12 protein-coding genes are annotated in these 20033 nt (G+C 44.0%); 6 read left to right on the top strand and 6 right to left on the bottom strand.

Annotated features, from left to right (window positions below; all coding sequences use genetic code 11):
* Window positions 1–393 precede the first annotated feature (393 nt).
* The 5 genes from OQ5_RS0110560 to OQ5_RS0110535 form a co-directional block, all read right to left on the bottom strand.
* On the bottom strand, window positions 394–2022 hold the full coding sequence (locus OQ5_RS0110560; RefSeq protein ID WP_016777466.1) for a glycoside hydrolase: 1629 nt from the start codon (window positions 2020–2022) through the stop codon (window positions 394–396).
* 77 nt (window positions 2023–2099) lie between these two features.
* On the bottom strand, window positions 2100–3713 hold the full coding sequence (locus tag OQ5_RS0110555; protein WP_016777465.1) for a RagB/SusD family nutrient uptake outer membrane protein: 1614 nt from the start codon (window positions 3711–3713) through the stop codon (window positions 2100–2102).
* 412 nt (window positions 3714–4125) lie between these two features.
* Window positions 4126–7173 carry a SusC/RagA family TonB-linked outer membrane protein gene (locus OQ5_RS0110545; RefSeq protein WP_016777463.1) on the bottom strand — a complete coding sequence of 1016 codons (3048 nt, stop codon included), beginning with the start codon at window positions 7171–7173 and terminating at the stop codon, window positions 4126–4128.
* Between the two features lie 36 nt (window positions 7174–7209).
* Window positions 7210–8652, bottom strand: coding sequence for an Ig-like domain repeat protein (locus OQ5_RS0110540; RefSeq protein WP_016777462.1), 1443 nt, complete (start codon window positions 8650–8652; stop codon window positions 7210–7212).
* Between the two features lie 18 nt (window positions 8653–8670).
* The gene (locus tag OQ5_RS0110535) at window positions 8671–10269 is read right to left on the bottom strand and encodes a glycoside hydrolase (RefSeq protein ID WP_100221911.1); all 1599 of its coding nucleotides are present in this window, start codon (window positions 10267–10269) and stop codon (window positions 8671–8673) included.
* Window positions 10270–10517: 248 nt separating this feature from the next.
* Here OQ5_RS0110535 and OQ5_RS0110530 point away from each other — a divergent pair, with 248 nt between their 5' ends.
* The 3 genes from OQ5_RS0110530 to OQ5_RS25305 all read left to right on the top strand — a co-directional run bounded on the left by OQ5_RS0110530 (window position 10518) and on the right by OQ5_RS25305 (window position 16020).
* Complete coding sequence (locus tag OQ5_RS0110530) at window positions 10518–14666, top strand: hybrid sensor histidine kinase/response regulator transcription factor (RefSeq protein ID WP_016777460.1); 4149 nt, start codon at window positions 10518–10520, stop codon at window positions 14664–14666.
* Between the two features lie 576 nt (window positions 14667–15242).
* On the top strand, window positions 15243–15920 hold the full coding sequence (locus tag OQ5_RS20840; protein ID WP_255297489.1) for a CRISPR-associated endoribonuclease Cas6: 678 nt from the start codon (window positions 15243–15245) through the stop codon (window positions 15918–15920).
* A gap of 13 nt (window positions 15921–15933) precedes the next feature.
* Complete coding sequence (locus OQ5_RS25305) at window positions 15934–16020, top strand: hypothetical protein (RefSeq protein ID WP_369688195.1); 87 nt, start codon at window positions 15934–15936, stop codon at window positions 16018–16020.
* 82 nt (window positions 16021–16102) lie between these two features.
* Here the strand turns inward: OQ5_RS25305 and OQ5_RS0110510 are convergent, their stop codons facing one another.
* Window positions 16103–16411 carry a hypothetical protein gene (locus OQ5_RS0110510; RefSeq protein ID WP_141638874.1) on the bottom strand — a complete coding sequence of 103 codons (309 nt, stop codon included), beginning with the start codon at window positions 16409–16411 and terminating at the stop codon, window positions 16103–16105.
* Window positions 16412–16490: 79 nt separating this feature from the next.
* Here OQ5_RS0110510 and OQ5_RS0110505 point away from each other — a divergent pair, with 79 nt between their 5' ends.
* The 3 genes from OQ5_RS0110505 (at window position 16491) to OQ5_RS0110495 (ending at window position 19979) form a co-directional block, all read left to right on the top strand.
* Entirely contained in the window at window positions 16491–17135 is a 645-nt protein-coding gene (locus OQ5_RS0110505; RefSeq protein ID WP_016777456.1) for a hypothetical protein, read from the top strand.
* A 66-nt stretch (window positions 17136–17201) separates the two neighbouring features.
* Window positions 17202–19025, top strand: a complete 1824-nt coding sequence (locus OQ5_RS0110500; RefSeq protein WP_016777455.1) for a hypothetical protein — start codon at window positions 17202–17204, stop codon at window positions 19023–19025.
* A 21-nt stretch (window positions 19026–19046) separates the two neighbouring features.
* On the top strand, window positions 19047–19979 hold the full coding sequence (locus OQ5_RS0110495) for a type I CRISPR-associated protein Cas7 (RefSeq protein WP_016777454.1): 933 nt from the start codon (window positions 19047–19049) through the stop codon (window positions 19977–19979).
* The last annotated feature ends 54 nt before the right edge of the window (window positions 19980–20033 follow it).

The raw sequence follows: 20033 nt of genomic DNA, 5'->3' as shown, positions 1-20033 counted from the left end.
GTTTATAGACAGACACTATTTAGTGCTTGTTCACAATAGTCAGTTAAAAAAAGCCCAACCGCAGAGACTCAAAGTTGAGACTTAGGTTGAGACTTAGGTTGAGACTTAGGTTGAGGTTGAGGTTGAGAGTGCACCACAAATTCTTGCAAGCAAGCGGCATAGCCGAGCGACACGAATTTACACAGATTTATCAATGATCAATTATCAATGATCAATTATCAATGATCAATTACCAATGATCAATTAACTAATTAACCAGTAACCAGCAACAAGCAACAAGCAACAAGCAACCACCAACCACCAACCACCAACCAGCAACCAGCAGATTGAGGTTGAGACTAAGGTTGAGGTTGAGAGTGCACTGCGAAGCAAATGGTACTTTATGGACAGACACTAAATTAAATCTCCAACCAGTGTAACTACAGACCTGCCCTTAATTACAATATCATCGGCAGGCATCGCCCCTTTTTCCAGGTTTTGGGTGGCAGAGGTGGTATAGGAATCAAATGTATTCCCCGAAACTGTAAAAGTATCGCCCAGGCTGCCTATCGTCATTTTTTTGTCACTCCCGGAATAGTTAACAAAAACCAATACCAGTTTATTTTCTTCAATGTCTTTGTAGGCCGAAAACATCACATTCGAGGCCATGAATTCTTCCGACTTGGGAACAGAATATCCCGATTTGACCCGTACCATGCCCGGCCTTACAAACCGGGAATAGTTTCCTAAGGCCCACAATAGCTTTGATTCACGAAAGTAACCGTCCGTTTTGAGTGGTTCTGAATCCGGATGGGAAGGGCCGTTGATGCCGTCATTCCCATTGTCAAGATATATCAGCCCGTCCTTATAGTCGTATTGCGACAAGGCCGTCCACCAACTCCATGAGCCTGCATTAGCAAGTGTAAGATCGAAATGAATGACACGGGCAACATATAAAGCCGTTTCCATGTCCAGGTCTCTCCCCCAACCGTCGCCAATATCGTCAGTATTTTCAAGAATACAAAATTCACTCTGCCAGAATCCGGCTTCACCGCCTGTTCTGTTTATCCTGGTGCCGAGGTTCGTTCTCACATCCACGAGGGTGGAAAGGTTGGCTGTAGTAAAATAGCTGTGTCCCAAAACAACATCTTTCACTTGTGGAATATCCCCAATATACTGAGAAGAAGCAGGGTTGAAAAACGCATCCACCTGATTACCTCGCTCAGTTCTCCCGTGATCTTCATATAAGTAGTAAAGCTCCCCGGCTTCGGGTACCACAATTTGGGTTGGAACATCCTTCTCTTCAAGGCTGGCAGACAACTCTCTTACCAAAGCAGCAACATCCTGATTGGTTGCAGGAGACCCTTCCTGTCCGGGTGAGTCCCAGTCCCATTGCGGCTCATTCACCGGACTCAGGTAGTTGATCGTTATCCCCTCATTATCGAAATGCTGACAAACAGTAGCCAGAAACTCAGCATAATCAGGCAGTCTTCCGGCTTCAAGGTTAATACTGTTGCCACCGGGAGAATAAGCTTTCCCGTTTTTCGTGAAGTGTACCGGCGGACTGTTAACGAATCCGAGAAGTGACTCTACCCCCCGCTCTTTAGCAGCACGCAGAAACCATTGCTGACCTTCCTGTTTACTCCAATTGTAGGTGCCGTCTTCATTCAGAAAACATTCGGCTCTCCGCCAGGAATTTTCTATATCACTGGCCGAACCCTGTTCTGCACTCCCGGCGCCAATATTGAACCGCCAAAGAGAGAGGCCGATCCCTTCGGGGCTCCCGTCTTCCTTTACATCCCGGCTAAAAAGCAGGTCTGCTATTGCATTTCGCTTTTCAAGAGGCCAGTTAGCGCCGACAAATTGCGTGCGCCATGCATCGGAAGCACCAAATCCTTCCATGGTTTGCAAGGTTACAGACGGATCAACAAAAATTACTTCACCGCTGGTATTATCATCCCCGGGGTCAGTGTCATTGCTGTCATCACAACCGCAAAATAAGAAAGGGAGAATTAGTAGTGTGTATTTAAGAATTGTCAGCATAGGTTTTTTGTATTGTTAGATGAACCTTTCCGGACACTCGCTTAAAACGGTTAAGCCGTTTAACAGCGGCCGGCCTGTTAATAGCCGGGATTTTGCGAGATCACCCCGTTGCTTCGGTCAATTTCCGATTGAGGAATGGGCCAAAGTTCATGCTGATTTTCCTGAAACAAGATTCCTTTGTCCTGTGGCTCTTCAGGGTGAATGGTTTCATACGGGTCGGTGCTCTCATTGAGATTGTACTCAACAAAATAGCCGTTCGATCCCATGGCTTCAGCAATACGCGGTTTTCCTGACACCGGATCGATCTGGCGGCGAAGATCATACAAACGCAAACCTTCTGATGCCATTTCGAGACGACGCTCTTTCCAGATGGCATATAAAAGATCATTTCCCGAAAGGTCGTTTTTGGGGCCGAGTTCAACTCTTTCCCTTATTGTGGCAATATCACTCCTTGCCTGGTCTTCATTACCTGTGAAATAAGCTGCTTCCGCTCTTGTCAGGTACATTTCTCCCAGGCGGAGCAATATCATGGGCAGTGGAATATGGCGGTCTTTCACGGTCAACTGGCGACGCATATCAATCGGCACGTAATATTTACGCCATACACGGCCCGACTTATTCAAATCAATATTAAACTGATAGTTGGGATTTTCTTCTTCGTCGCCATAAACAGGTTCTCCAATTTTGGCGATGGTACTTTTACGGCGTATCTCATCCCCTTCGGAAAGGTAAGCCTGCTCCAGATGCGATGACGGCACGCACCATCCCCATCCGTCCATGATCTTATCTTCTTCTCCCTCCGGCCATATTTCACCACGGGCACACATTACCACAGAAAAGCGGTTTCCAACATTGTAATTCTGGTTGCTGCTGGCGTTAATCTCAAAAATGGACTCAACTCCATGATGGTTGTATACACTCCATACATCTACAAAATTCTCTTCCAGTTCAAAAGGCCCCTGACGAATCACCGTATCGGCGTACGCAAAAGCATTGTCATAATCTTTCATAAAAAGATACGTACGTGCCAGAAGAGCTTTACAGGCCCAACGGGTTACCCGCCCAAGGTCTTCTTCCGAATACTGACCGGGTAGTACGGCAGCCGCCTCCTTAAGGTCTTTCACGATCTGCTCATACACCTCTTCTTTGGGTGTTCTGTCTTTATTAAGCCCCGAAGTTCCCTGTGGTTCTGTTACCAGTACCACATCGCCGAAATTTTGTACCAGTTCCCAGTAACTAAAAGCTCTGAAAAATTTTGCTTCGGCCACGAGTCTTTCTTTCAACTCATCGTTGATCGGTGCATCGGGAATATCACTGATGGCAATATTGGCAGCACCAATATTCAGATATTTATGTGTATAGAAATTTTTCAGTGATCCGGGAGCATTAGAAGCTTCGACAAAATAGTGCGCTAATGCATAATGGTCACCTGGGTCCTGCTGAAGGTTTCCCATCCAGGCATCGTCGGTCGACATGATATTGGTAAGACGGATGATCTGCTGCCACCAGTCGTCCCAGTTGGCAAACGATTTGTACAACCCGTTAACAAACGTCTCGGCTTCCGACTCATTGGCAAAATAATTGTCAAGGTTCTGATTGCCACGTTGTTCTATTTCAATGAAGTCTTCACAGGCGGAAATACTTCCTATCAGAACAACTGCCAGTAGTATATTTAATATTTTTCTTTTCATGATTTATTGTTTTTATCAACAGTCCGTTAAACTTTTACAATACGTTACAAACCAATTGCTTGTGATTAATAGGTTGTATTTATTAAAATACAGTATATCAAGATTATATGAAACGAGCATGGCAAGGGTTCCCACAACAAAAATATGTATAAAGGCTTGCATGCGAGTTCCATCAGACCAATAACTTAGACATAATTTATACTGATGAATCATCTTATATCTAAAAATCTAACGATCTATTGTTTTATGTACCTATATATTTTCAATAGTCCGGTAAATTTTAATCGGGCTTCCATTTCCAGAGTCAGAGCCTTTCGGAAGGCCAATTTCCCACTCTTTGCTCTCTGCTCTCTGCACCATGCCCTCTGCCCTGAACATCTAACGGTCTATTGTTTAAATCCGGCTGACCCGATCAGAAAGTAATGTTTGCACCAATCAGGTAAGTTGGCAGAACAGGATAAGTCCATCCGGAGAATCCGTAATTCAAGACACTATCTCCTGCCACCTCCGGGTCAACTCCGTCAAAACCGGTAATTGTCAACACATTCTGACCGGAAACATAGAACCGGCATTTAGTCAGCCCGATACGATCCAGCACTGTTTGCGGAAGCGAATATCCCAACTGAATATTTTTCAGTCTCATATATGACCCATCTTCAACAAAATAGTCACTGAAACGGGCAAAGTTCTGATTCAGGTCGGTATGTGCTACCCTGGGAATATCATTGCTTGTTCCCTCACCGTGCCAGGCTTTATCCAGCAATCCGGAAATGACATTATTGTCGGAGCTCTGGGTACTGTACAAATCCTCTCGCAACCAGTTCACCAGGTCGTTTCCGACACTGGCATAAACATTGGCCGTCAGGTCGAAATTATCATACGCCAGCCTGACATTAATGCCCCCTGTGAAATCGGGCCACGGACTACCGATCCTGGTGCGGTCTTCACCATTCAACTCCCCGTCTCCGTTCACATCGACAAACCGGATGTCACCGGGCTGTGCTTGTGTTTGCAACAGAGCACCATGTTCATTGGCATGGGAATTTATTTCGAACCGGTTCTGGAAAATGCCGTCGGTTTTATAGCCGTAAAAATAGCCGGGCTCCTCTCCTTCCACGGTTCTGGTATATTCATTATCCCCATAAACAACGGGGGTAATTTCCGGCAGGTCGGTTGCTTCAACCGCAACTGTTGTGAAGGTAAGACCGAGGTCATATTTCAAACGGCTGTTGTGGTTGTGGTAATTCAGCGCCATCTCGAAACCTTCTGACTTCATAGAGCCGACATTCGACCATATCTGGGCATCGCCAGGATACCCGCTGTAATTGGGATAAGGCAACTGAAAAATCATATCTCTGGTCTTCTTCTGATAGTATTCCAGCGAGCCGTCAACCTGGTTGCCGAATAATGTGAAATCGCTGCCAAAATTGATGTCCTCCACGGTTTCCCATTTAATATCCTCATTTTTCATACTGCTCGGATATGTAATATTGACGAGCGATCCCTGACCAGGTCCGAACACATAATAGTCCTGACCTATACCGGAAGTATAAACATTTGATGGCAGATTCTGATTACCCAGTCGGCCCCAGCCGGCTCTGATCTTCAAATCATCAATAAAGCCGAGTCCGTCCATAAAGGTTTCGTCAGAGATGCGCCAGGCAACAGAAGCCGATGGGAAGGATGCCCATTTGTTGTTTGCCAGAAACTTTGAAGAACCGTCAATCCGGTATGTTGCAGTCAGATAATAACGATTCTGATAGTTATAGCTGAGACGCCCGAGGAAAGACTCAAGGGAATTGGCCCATGAATTGCCGTTTACCTCCGGGTTTTCGGTAGCTGCATCAATTTCGCGAAGCGGATCGGTATTATTGGGAATACCGTCTTTTGTACCATTGATAAACCGGCCATTCCATTTTTCGAGTGTGGCGCCTCCCATAACAGAAGCATTATGACCGCCGGTCTCCAGGGAGTAGGTAAGTGTATTGGTCCAGTTCCAGTATGACTCAAAATCGTGCGAACGATATACATAATTGAGCTCATTCTTTTCGTGAGCGCCGTCAATCACGAAATCGGGTTCAAAATCATCATCGTGGTTAAACTTATAATCGCCACTGATCTGTGTTCTGAATTCCAAACCATTTACAGGTTGAATTTCGGCATAAGCATTGGCGGCAAGAGCGTAGTAACCTCCTTCATCGAATTGTCGTGCATCGCGAGCAATAGGGTTCCATACATAAGTATAATACGAACGCTGATAAATACTGTATTTATTCAATCCTTCACGTTCTTCTTCGGGACGATAGACCGGTGTAACCGGATCGATCAACAAATAGTCCTGGTACCAATTGGGGGTGTCGTCCCATGCTTCACGACGCGGGTTTAGCATAACGCCTGCCCTGATCCATTCGGCAAAGTCCCAGTCGGAACTCAAACGGGCAGTAAATTTCTGCCAGTTGCCGGAGTTGTAAAACGATTCCTGGTCGTAGTAGTTTAAGCTTACGGAATATTGATGCTTTTCACTGCCGCCTGCAGCCTGGAAACTAAAATTCCTTTGCGGAGAAACTTTGTCTACACCTTCGCCCCACCAATCGGTACCTTCGCCAAGACTGGCAGGATCAGGGAATCTCTCGTCCAGGCCGGCATTTTGCAACGACCGGTTCATTATTTGTGCGTACTCAGTCGCATTTGCCATATCGTAAGGCTTGTCGAAAACCTGAAAACCATACGACATATCCACAGAGAATTGCGTTTTACCTTCTTCGCCGCGTGTGGTTGTAATAAGCACCACGCCATTGGAAGCGCGGCTACCATAAATGGCCGATGCCGAAGCATCCTTAAGGACTTCAATACTCTCAATTTCGTTGGTATTTAAGAAATTAAGATTGCTGCCCATGGGTACTCCGTCAACTACGTAGAGCGGATCGGTAGAAAGATTCAGTGAAGTGAACCCGCGGATGAGCACTTTGGGAGAAGCTCCCGGGTGACCGCTTCCGGCAGTGATCTGAACACCGGGTGCTTTGCCCTGCAGTGCCTCTACAGGATTTCCAACTGTCATGGTTTTCATCTCTTCGCCCTTCACCGAGGTAATAGAGCTGGTCAGATCGCTTTTCTTTGCACGACCATACCCGATGGCAACCACTTCGTCGAGGGCAACGGTTGACTCTTCCATCTCGATATTAAGCGTGGTTTTGTCGCCCACCGTAACTTCCAGATTTTCGAACCCTATAAAGCTGAACTGCAAAACATCAGAAGGTTCTGCCTCGAGCTGAAAATTACCATCTATATCGGTAATGGTTCCGGTGGTTGTTCCTTTTATAGCTATGGAAACACCCGGAAGGGGCTCACCGTCGGTGGAGACCACCGTTCCGTTGATTAATCGTTCCTGGCCCAAAAGTGTGGCTGAAAAACAAAAGATAGCAGCCAAAAGCCAAATTGATTTATTGATGTATTTTCTCATATTTCTGAATATTTATTGATTCACGGTTATTAACAGTTACTCAACCGGTACCACTTTGGCCCTGTTAAGGTGAGAGTCAAAAGTGACCTTGTAGGTGGTTCTCTCAGGTACCTCCATTGCCACGTTATCTCCGCCTTTGAGAATGGTTTTTTCGGGGTCCACTTTTCGGTCGAACCGCCAGAAAGGCTCGGGCCACCATCCCCAGGGATGCTCAGGCTGGAATATAAATTCGACAGTACCTTCCATATCCAGTGTCTTATAGAACCTGTAATTATTTTCCGGGTCACGCTCGAATTCAATTGCGGCCCAGGTAGCCCAGTTCTGGTCGGGATACTCGGGGAATCCTTTGCCCACGAGTCCGAGATTCCCGACATACTCTGTCTCAATGTAAGAATCGTCGTCGGGATGTTCCATCTTAGGCTCAAAGTACCAGTCGTCGGGCACATAAGATTCTACCTCGTAAGTGAGATTTTCCAGATCGAGCGTAATGCGGTAATACCCTTTCTCTTCCAGAACAATGGGTAACGCATTTTGCGGATCGTTAATAAGTTTGGACGGATCGTCCGGATCAAGGCCGTAGCAATGAGGCTCAAAACTTGTAGTTTGAGGAATAAAACGCACCTCGGTTCCGGGAGCCTCGGAATAATATTCAGCCTCGAAATTGTAAGGCTCGGTTTTCGAAATAAGCATAGGAACGCCAAATAAATCGGAAGTCAGCTCTTCATCTGTATCCACGTCGGCCAGGTAAAGTTTATCAAAATCGAATGAAGCTTTTACCAACCGGCTTTCACTCACCTTGTTACCGGCGCTGTCGGCCAGTATAAACTCAAAATTGTATTCGCCCACTTCGGCAGGAAGGGCAGCCGTGTTTTGGTATTCGTGCTGCATTTTTCCTGTTCCCATAAAAGAGACACTGTCGTAAAAGTTGATGGAAGGCTCTTTGACGACAAAATAGCCCAACTGACGGGAATCGGTGAGCAACGCGTTAATGTCCACCGGAATCTCCGTTTCGGGTGCCATAGTCAGCCCGTTAACAGGATTTTCGACGTCGAGCACAGGATTGTCAAAATCGCCGTCCATGAATACCTCCACCGTTTGGCTGGCAGAACGATCGCCCATATTATAGGCTGTAACACGGATGGTGTGTCCTTTGTCAGGTGCATCAGCTGGTACTTCAAAATCGTACCGGAGATCGTACTCTTTCACCAGCGAATCGTTGGTTGATATCTGAATGTCCCTGTCCAGATACCAGTCGTCAATGTTGAGGTTGATCTTTTTAATCCCAACCTCATCGCTCACTGTACCTTCTATTCTGATGGTACGTCCCTGCTGCGAATGAATTTCGGCAGCTTTCAATTCGAGTACCGGGTCGCTATCCACGCTCCAGCTCTTTTCACTGTCATCATCGCATCCCCAGGTTATCAAACCAAGGACAAGAGACAATGTTAACATCATCTGTTTGATTACATTTTTCTTCATAAATGCCTGTTTATTTGGTTATTCAATAATTTTAATTATAATCGTTTTAACACTTTCAGGCGCTACCGACAAATCATCGATCCGGGAAGTGGAGAATGCCAGATCATGCTTTTCAGAGGTAGTGTATGTTCTCACAACTTCTTTGAACATCTCCGTATCTTCAAGCTCCAGGATGTGACTGCTGCCGGAATAATTAACCGCAACGAGGATCAGTTCATTGGCAGCATTATTTTTGTAGGCCGAAACCATCAGTGAGCGTGCCCGCTCATACAGGTCTGATTCGTCGTTAATCTCGACCCCGACTCTTACCATACCGGGCCTCACAAACCGTGAATAGTTGCCAAGCGCCCACATCAGCTTTGAATCGTGAAAATTGCCGTCGTACTTGAGTTTCTCATTGTCGGGGTGTTGTTGCGAAGGAATACCTTCGCGGCCATTATCCAGGTAGATGAGTCCGTCTTTATAGTTACATTGGGTAATGGCTGTCCACCACTGCCATGATGTGGCATTGGCCAGCGTAAGATCGTGATGGATCACACGTGCCACATAAAGGGCCGTTGCCATGCCCAGGTCGCGCTGATGTCCGCTCCCTATGTCATCATTATCCTCAAGAATACAAAACTCGCTTTGCCAGAAATCCATGGCCGGATTGATGGAATCCAGACTCCGCCTCAATTTAAGTCTCACATCAATAAGTTTCTCCACCGGCCAGGTGGTAAAGTAGCTATGGCCCGAAAACAGAGGTGCCACGCTTTTGAACGCTCCAATAAAAAGCGGACTTTCGGGCGACAGGAAATCCCTGAACTGACCGGAACTGCCGGCATAATCTTCAGACGTTTCATAAAGAAACTCAAGCTCGGCAGTCTCGCCAGGGGCCAGCCGGGTATGAAGACCACGCTCCTGAAATGCCTGATCGAGAAAATGCGTCAGCAGATAAAGGTCTTCATTGGTGGCAGGTGTACCTTCCTGAGTAGGATTGCTCCAGTCCCATTGAGGCTCATTAAAGGGACTCAAATAATCGAAACCGATTCCCTTCTTCTCAAAATGCTCGCACACATTTGCAAGAAATTCGGCATAGTCATCCAGCTTATCATCTTTGATGTTCAGGTTGGTTCTGTTTTTCGGCGAAAAAGCTTTCCCGTTAATGGTGAAATGAACAGGTGCCGAATTGGGAAAAGCAAGGATATTCTCCACTCCATATTTATGTGCCTCTTTAAGGAACCATTGTTGGCCTTTCTGTTTGTTCCAGTCGTAAGTACCGTCGGCTTTCAGAAAACACTCTGCCCGTCGCCAGGGATTAACGATTAAGCTGCTGTCGCCCTGTTCCATACTCCCGGCACCGATATTGAAGCGCCATAATGATAAACCGATACCACGTGGATTTCCTTCCCTGTCCAGTTCCTTACTGAACAACCATTCGGCCATCTGCTGTTTTTTGGCATCGGGCCAGTTAGCACCAACAAACTGAGCCCGCCATGCATCGGAAGCACCAAACGAATGAATCACCTGATACTCCTTATCCGGCCGGATATTAATTAATACCTTATTGCTTTTCTGGCCAAAACCCGAAGCGGTCATCCATAATAACACTACAAATAACAATATGACTTTCTGCATATGATGATTTGTTAATTTTTAAACAACACCATCAAATTAAGTTAATTTAAAGCCTGTCTATCCTTAAATTTCATTCATATTCCTGTGTTTTTCGTTCATTCACAATTCCTGTTAATCATTCCACGACGACCTCAACGGACTGATATAATTAGCTTTAAAATATTTTATAATATATCGTTCATGATTTTTTGTACTTTTGACCAATTTGTAAGAGTAAAAAGGAATTTTTAACGGATTTTACGAAAGCGATGAGCAGCATTTTAAGATATGTTATCACAGCATTACTGACCTCAGTATTTCTTTGCCCGAACGCAGCGGGGCAATCAAAAGCCGGGAATAATTACGATATCGATGTTATCAGCAGCAGCCACGGATTGCCCTCCGATGATGTTAAGGATGTATACCAGGACTCCAAAGGATTTTTGTGGTTCTGCACCACGGAAGGGCTGATCCGTTACGACGGATATGTACTTAAAACCTATTCTATAGCGCATCATCATAACAAAGGATTAATTACCAATTCGTTCAATGCCATTCGTGAAGACTCCGAAGGGTACCTCTGGTGTGCCACCGACAGAGGGGTGGCCCGCCTGAACCGTGAAGACGAGACCTTTACTTTCTTTAACTCGCAATCGCCCGCCCCTTATACATTGTCGTACGATGTCATTAATGCCTTAGCCATCGACGACCGGGATCATATATGGATAGGAAGCTCGGGAGCCGGCGTGGACATTCTTGCCCCGGGGAAAGGGATAGTAGAACAATACAGCATTGCAGAAGGCGAAGCAGGGATGAATTCCGACTGGATCACGCATCTTTTCAGGGATAAACGGGGAAATATCTGGATATCCTCATGGCAGGGGGCATTAACGCTTATCAGCAGGGAAAGAGACATAATTAAATCATGGTCAATTGAGGACATACCGCTTAATCTCACCCATTTTTCGCCTTTTTCGATGACGCAGGGCGGAGAAAATGAATATTGGCTTGGGTTATGGGAAGAGGGAATAATAAACTTCAGCCTGGAAGGCGATTCAATTGTAATCCAAAAACACCTGGAACTGGGTGATCCTTCCGCTTCAATTGCCAGTAACATCATTTTTGATCTGACGTTTGACAAAGACAGCAATTTATGGGTTGGCACCCCCACGGGACTCACAAAGATCAGGAATCCGAAGCAACAGTCGCCTGCATACATGCAATTCAATGCCGAAAGTCGCGACAAAAAACTCTCGCATAATGAAGCCTACGCCATTTTATGCGACGCATCGGGCCTGATATGGGCAGGAACATCGGGAGGCGGTGTCAACAAAATTGATAATAAAATAAAGTTATTCAACACCTACACAATAGGAGACGCATCGGTATCACCCGGAAGTCAGTCGGTTTCTGCATTTGTAAAAACCATTGACGGTAAACTTCTTGTCGGGGTAAAAAGCCTCGGATTCGGAGAATACAACCCCGAAGATCAAACCTTTACCCGATATACCCGTTTGCCGGTTTTCGACAGGTTGCCCGGCGACATCAACACCGTCAATTGTTTTCACCGCGACAGCAAAGGATATTTGTGGCTCGGCACCAGGTACCAGGGTGTTATAAAGCTCAATACCGAAACAGGGGAATACATCATTATAAACAAAAACACACCGCAATACGACTTTCCGTCAAGAGAAATATCCGACATCCGGGAAGACCCGTTCGGGCATATCTGGATTGGCACCGAAAACGGTCTTTATAAAGTTGTTCCTTCCGAACCTGAAAGCTTCAGCAGCTTCATTATAATAAGGTACAACGTGGAAGATGACAATCCTTCATCGCTCAGCAGCAACAGAATATCCCAAATATTAATAGACACCAATAATAATTTATGGGCAGCAACCTACGATGGTGGCATCAACCGGTCCGCTTCGAATATTGAAAATCATTACCCGCTTCAGTTTGAAAGATATCTGGCTACCCGTAATGACAGGAACGGATTGATCACCGACCACATATTAACCCTTTTCGAAGATGCATCGGGGACAATATGGATAGGTTCGGGAGGTGGCGGACTGTTCAGGTGGGCCCCCGGAAAGGAGGAATTCATTTCGTATGCTCCACATGTATCGGGAGACATCATCTATACCATCAATCAGGATAAAAAAAATAATTTGTGGATAGGCACCAACAGGGGACTTACGAGAATGGCCACCACAGGAGACAGTATCGCATCCAACTATTTTCTCCGCGAAAACGGACTGCAGGGAAATATTTTCAACAAAGGAGCCACATTCAGAGATGTCGAAGGAAATCTCTACTTTGGAGGGAACCGGGGGTTTAATATCTTTACGCCCGGCGATATCAATCCCGACAGTTTTATTCCGCCGGTTGTAATAACCCATGTAAAGGTTATGAACGAACCGGCATCAATAGTAACCGGGCCCGATCACCCGTTGGTGCTGAATCATCTGAAGAACAATTTCTCGGTTACGTTTGCTGCGCTCTCGTTTTCGCAACCCGAAAACAACAAATACTCGGTACGGCTCGAAGGTCTCGAAGAGGATTGGCGTATTCTGGATGCCGACATGCGCACACTCAATTATGCCAACCTGAAGCCCGGCGAATATACCCTTAAAATAAAAGGTTCCAACAGCCAGGGCCATTGGAACCCCCGGCCGGAGCAACTCTTCATCAGGGTTAAGCCGGCACCCTATAAAACCTGGTGGGCTTTTTCCATTTATGCCCTCATCTTTGGCGGCATTATCCTCCTTGTATTCCGCATGGAACGCAAAAATCAGCAGGTGAGGCATGCCCTCGAAATAGAACATATCGAAAGACAAAAATCCGATAAGCTCAACTTCTTCAAGCAGGGACTCTTTGCAAACATCTCGCATGAATTCCTGACCCCCCTGAGCATTCTTTCGTGCCTGATTGACGACTGGCGCCATTCTCGCGGCACGCCAAACAGCAAAGACCTGTCACTGGCCGAGAGAAACATTAACCGGCTGAACAGACTCAACAGGCAATTCCTGTATTTCAGCAAATCGGAAATAGAACAACTGCCGCTGCACGTCAGCGCCGGAAATCTGAACAGATTCACACAAAACATCTGCGATAACTTTACCCCCCTGGCCAGGAAAAACCGGATATTCTTTAACTGCGAGATTAATTGTCCGGAATCGAATCTTTGGTTCGATCAGGAAAAACTGGACATCATCCTTTACAACCTTTTATCCAATGCCTTTAAATTTACACCCAAAGAAGGCAGCGTAACGCTGGAACTGTCACTTGCCAAATCGGGCAACCGCACAATGGCCCGTTTTGAAATAACGGATACCGGTAAAGGGATAAGCAAAGAAAAGCAATCGCTCATTTTTGACCGTTACCAGTCTATCGATGGCAGCAATCACCAAACCGGTGGCTTTGGCATCGGCTTATCGCTCACAAAATCGATGGTAGAAGCACACAAAGGAACCATAGAACTGGACAGCGAACCCGGAAGGGGCACCACCGTGGTATTTTCAATTCCTGTTAACAGAAACGCATTCAACGAATACGAAGTTGGCGAAAACAGGCACGAACAGATACCAACAACTTTTATGGAACCCGAAGATATTGAAGAAGAAACCATTCTGCGGATTAAAAACCTTCAGCAATCGTTCGATAATAAGCCTGTCGTCCTGATTGTAGAGGACAATTCGGACTTCCGAAAACTGCTGAAAAGCAACCTGGAACCAGTATTCACAGTAATAGAAGCGCCCAACGGGGTGATCGGATACGAGACCGCCCTCAACAAAAAACCAAACATCATAATATCGGATGTGCTGATGCCATCGATGAACGGCATTGAACTCACCAGAAAGATCAGGAAAAACGAAGCCACCTCGCACATAAACATCATCCTGCTCACCGCAAAAATATCGGACGAAGAGCGGGCAGAAGGATATCGCGCGGGTGCCGACAGCTACATTGCAAAACCCTTCAACCTGAATACCCTTCTGGCCAGAATGGAGGCCCTGCTGGAACAACAAAAACGCACAATGACGCTGATGAAGCGTTTTAACCATGCCGCAAAAAACGGGCATGCCGCACAGGACGACTTCCTGGTAAAAGCCGGAGAGATCATCGGGAACAATCTCTCCAACCCCGACTTTTCGGTAAAAATGCTGGCCGAAGAACTTTCGATGAGCAACTCTATGCTATACCGGAAAACCTCGGAACTGCTCAACATCAACCCCAACACCTTTATTCGTAAAATGAGAATGATGAAAGCCGCCGAAATGCTCGAAGAAAACCACTTATCAATTTCCGAAGTGGCCTACAGATGCGGTTTTAAAGATGTCAGCTATTTCGGGGTTACCTTTAAAAAAGATTACGGCATGACACCGTCGCAGTATCAGAAGAAAAGATCGGGCTGAGAGGGCAGAGAGAAGAGGGCATGGGGCAGAGGGCATGGGGCAGAGGGCATGGGGAACGGAGGTGGAAGGGTGGAAGGGTGGAAGGGTGGGATGGTTGAAAGTAACTATTTAGTGTTCGTCTATAAACTCGAAAAAAATTTCACAATCGCTCTGCCCGGCTTCGCCGTTAACCTGAAAGAATTTGGGTAATCAAAACTTTGCGTCATTGCATCTCTGCGTTTTAGACTTTTTTTCACTGACCATTGAGACTCAGACAACCTTAAAAAAATATTTTGTCGTCAAAAAAATAGAAATTTTCCTATCCTGTTTTATGAAAATTGAACAAATAATCACTAAATTTAAACGTCAAAAAAGCAACTTTTATTGTTAATGCAACTAACCAATACCCTTTAAAATGAAGGCCAATCAACCCGACACGAACTGCAATTCTTCTTACTTTCCGGAATATCTCCATTCAAATTCGACTAACTGCCTTGGTTTGTTTTATCGAAGAAACTTGATGTTGTGTATCCCGCCGGGATGCCGGGTTTTTGTTTTTTACTGTCGCGACTTGAATTCACTGTTAACCGTATTATTATGAGATTCAGAATAATATTTAACCGTACCGGGAAGCAACGAATGCTTCCAATGGATTACCAGTATTACATCAGTGCCTGGATATACAAAGTATTGAAGCAGGCCGACAAAGACTTTGCCCGGTTTCTGCACGACCAGGGCTACGGGAGCGGTACCACCAAACTGTATAAGCTCTTTTGCTTTTCGCGGCTTAACTTCGGAAAACCAAAACTGTGGAAAGAACGGAAATTATTCGAGATTGCTGCATCAACCCTTACGTTGCAGGTATCGTTTGATGCCCCCGAAGCAGCCACTAACTTCATAAAAGGACTGTTTATGCAACAGGAATTTTTTCTGGGTAACAAATTCAACGGCCTTGATTTGAAGGTTACCAATGTAGAGGCTCTGCCTGAGCCCCGGTTTGATGAAAACATGCGTTACCGGCTGGTAACCCCCTGGGTGGTGAGCTATCAATCCGACAAAAACAAACCGGCACAGTACCTCAAGCCTGATGACGAAAATTTTCAGGAACTATCGGTTAAACATATTACCGAAAAATACACCAGCACCAGAGGACTCGAAATACCCGGCAACATGATCAACTTTAAACCCGAAAAGAAATACAAACGAAGCGGATTTGTGATTAAAACCGGAAACACCACAGGAGACAAGGGTTGTTGGCAACATCTTCGATTTTGAACTGACGGCTCCGGTGGAAGTACACAGAATGATTTGGAATTGCGGCGTGAGCGAAAAGAGTTCAGCAGGTTTTGGATGGTTTGAAATAACAGATCAATAGATTTTATAATCGGCAGTCCTCCAGATAAGAAAAAGAAAGTAAGACAGATCAGACATAAACTTAAAACACGAATCAGTGAATTTCATTCATAAGCATCCGGGAGTCGTGCATAAAGCACCGGGAGTCGTGCATAAGCCTCCCTAATCTCCGCATAAACAGCCGGAGTTATAACATAAACAGCCGGAGTTATAACATAAGCGTCCGGAGTTATAACATAAGCGTCCGGGGTTATAACATAAGCGTCCGGAGTTATAACATAAACGTCCGGAACTTCAGCATAAACGTCCGGAACTTCAGCATAAACGTCCGGAACCTCAACATAAACGTCCGGAACCTCAACATAAAGCACCGTAGATAAATCATAAGCGTCCGGAACCTCAGCATAAGCCATCAGAGGTCGATCATAAACCAGAAAAAACAAACAAAATCTTAATAACTTCAATATGTTCAACCTTTAAAAACCTTTTACTATGGAAATTCGACAAATCAATCGTAAAAACATGATGGATACTGTTAACAGCTATCTTGACGAAAATGCTTCTAAATGGCAGAGTATTGCCCGGTTGGCTGCTGCAAAAACAGAACTCAGCCAAAAACTTAACGCCATCGATTCTGCCGCAACAGCACAGGCCGAGGCACAAGTTACCATCGGCAAATCAAAACTGGCTCTGAAAAGAGCAATTGCTACCAAAGCCGATATCCTTAACGACCTTATTGAAGCCTATGCATCTGTTGAAGGAAACGACGAACTGGCCCGCCAGATGGGAGACAACCAAACCGACATCTTCCGCCTGCCCTACAATGAGTTTTTCATTAAAGTAAAGGCCATCATCGACAAAGCTACCGAACTTCAGGAAACTCTGACAACCGATTACGGTATGACAGCCGAGCAAATTAACGATCTTCAGAACGACGTTAATCAGTTGCTCGAAATCAACGGTCAACCCCGTGCCTACCAAATTAAATCAAGCATCGCTACCAACGAGATTGAACAACTCCTGAACGATGCTCATGATATACTTAACAACCAAATTGATAAAATCATGTCTGTATTTAAACGCAGCGATCCGAATTTCTATCACGGATATCAAAAGGCAAGGGTTATTGTGGATTAGGATTAAAGGTACAACTCCCCCTGACCGGGATTGGGGGGAGTTGGTTGGTAAATAAAAAGAAATAAAATGATAAAAGAAATCGTACAATTTGTAGATACATTACCAGAGGAAACTTTTAGCAGAAATCTTCAACTAAAAGAGGGATTGTATATATTTCTGGACATCCAGGAAGAAAAGGGAGTTCCTGTATTAAAGAATGTGGATGCAGATGGAAAGCTAAATGAAGAAGATTATGGTGTGTTCACAAAACAGACCGAGATGAATCCTTTTTTCCAGGAATGTCTTAATATTCAGATTAATACTTTACCGGTTTCCCCTGCAAAAATTTTCAATCCTAACAAAAAAATTTACGGGGTTTCTTGTTCTCCATTTGTTCTTGCCTTTACGAAAAAGAATTTTGCAAAATACCACAAGGATATACTGATCAAAGAGCTAACTGATCAATATTTCAAAAAGGCTGAAAAATATTGTAAGACAGATACCCAGAAAAAGATGTTTTTCCTTTTCAGGAATTATCTGACTCAAAACATTTATGAATTACTAAACAACCTTCAACCTTATAAAGAGGCAAAAGATTCATATTCGGTTTATCTAATACTCAAAAATATTAGTACTGACGATATAACGGAATCTCATCGTGAGTATTTAAAAGAAAATGTTTTTAATAAAGAAGAATACAATCAGGAATTCAATGGGCAGGTTTTTGGGATTAGCGACAGCCTGAGCGGATTTAACGATAAAAAACGTTTCCTGAAGCATCAAACTTCTTCGTTAAAATATAATTACAGGATAAAGGGAGATGAAGCCCAAAAAATATGGAAATTCTTTAAGCTCCAGCAAAACAAGCAGCTCCCTAATCCCTGCCCTGTATTTATCGATGAAAAGGAATTAAACGAAGAACTTGTGAGTTTACACCAGGATGGTGAGGTTTTGTCTTACTCAGAACTTATTAAAACACTTTTAAAAAAGTATAACAAAGAATCTTTACAAAATTTTTACCTAATCTTTTTTCAAGGTATTAAAGGGAGTAGAATTGCAGACATCGACTTTGTCCCCCAGTTCAAATACAAAATTGAGAAAAGTTTAAAGCTTTATGAGTTATTTCCTGTAGGTGGAAATTTTGAATCACTTCAGATATTTAACATTTTTCAACTGGAGGACACTGTCTTTAATAAAATTTTCAACGGTAATCTGATTAGTAAGACAAAAAATGGATTATGGCTTAAATATTTTGATGAAATTGAACCAAACCTCAAGTACCATTTTACTGATGCACTCTTCAATTTAATGCTACAGTACCGCAAGGCTATCTATGACTATATCTACAAAGCAAAATATCAAAGCATCACCTGTAATATGTTTGATCAGATGATGAAAACGTCTATTCTGGAAGACATAAGGACAGACGAAGATTTTAAACGCGGATATTCAATCAAAGAGAAACTAAATATATGGTTTAGCCTTTACAAATTTTTTAATCAGAATAAAAACAGAGAAAATATGGCATCACGAATCCCTCAATTATTGGAAAAAATGAAACAGGTTGCCAATGGTGATAATGTTTCATTCTCGGACGATCCTGCTGAATTTGCTTTCGGCGCCGGCCAGGTAGTCTACTTTTTATTGACCAAAAGTGCTTCCAGCAACAAGACCTACGCCATGTTGGAACCTTTCCTGCAAAAAACAAAGGCATCACAGTTGCAGGAAACAATAGGTAATACCATGGCTATGTACAAACACGAAATTGAAATATCCAAAGGACGTTTTGAGAAACTGGCAAGCGAAGTTTTAACTTATGAAACAGAGGTAAATATGAAAGACTATATCAGATACTTTCTGGCAGGCTGTTTTGCTCAGAGTGTTATTTATGAAAAGAAAAAAATTAAATAATAAACCATTAAAAATTTCACCATGACTTATAAAAAAAGAATTTTCGGAGCTGCAATTGTTAAAGCAATCAATTCAAATTATAACGCCGATTTTACCGGACAACCGCGAACGTTACCCGATGGTACTGTTTATGCAACTGACAAGGCTTTTAAATACACAATTAAAAATTATCTCAAAGATGTATACGCTAACGAAAGAATCTTTTATTTTAAGAGATTCAATGAAGAATTTGTTCCGTATAGTTTGGATGATGCTTACGCCAAAATGTTCCCCGATCATAAAGATACAAGGGACAAAAAGATAGTTGCCAGGGACCTTCTGAGTTGCCTTGACATCCGTCTGTTTGGAGCTACATTTGCTAAAAAAGGAAGGAGCAGCAATATTGCTATTTCTGTCCATGGGCCTGTTCAAATCAATCACGGAGTTAATATTTGGAAGGAGAATAACATTTACTCAGAACAAATTATGTCTCCCTTTAGAAATCCGGACGAAAACAGTGATGAAAAACAGGCAACAACACTTGGACGGCAATCCAAGCTACAGGAAGGCCATTATTTGCATCATTTTTCCGTAAACCCAAAAAACCTGGAAGAAGTTGTTAAACTCGCGGGAGAGGGTGCAAATAACCTTACCGAAGATGATATTTCAAAATTAAAAGAAGCCATGAAACGCGGAGTTACCTGGTATGATTCGGCATCAAAATCCGGTTCTGAAAATGAAGCGCTAATCTGGATTGAACTTAAGGAGGGTTCAAAATTGGTTTTGCCGAATCTTACACAACTTCTAACCATGCAAGAAGAGAAAGAGGACGGAAAAGTTGTTTTGGATTGCAGCAAGCTTACACAAAAAACAGATGACTTTACCGATGATATTGACAAGATTGAGATTTTTTTGAATAAGGACTCCATTAAAATTATTAATGCTCCGAAAGACGTGAATATTGGAGAGTTATAATTGATTGAATTCTGTCGCACCTACCGGAGCTTTTGGTATCTATAACCTTTATGC

Source organism: Anaerophaga thermohalophila str. Valhall (assembly GCF_000250735.1).
In the GTDB taxonomy this organism is placed as follows: domain Bacteria; phylum Bacteroidota; class Bacteroidia; order Bacteroidales; family Marinilabiliaceae; genus Anaerophaga; species Anaerophaga thermohalophila_A.
Note: the sequence above shows the minus strand (reverse complement) of the source record. Positions and strands in the feature narration are given on the sequence as shown.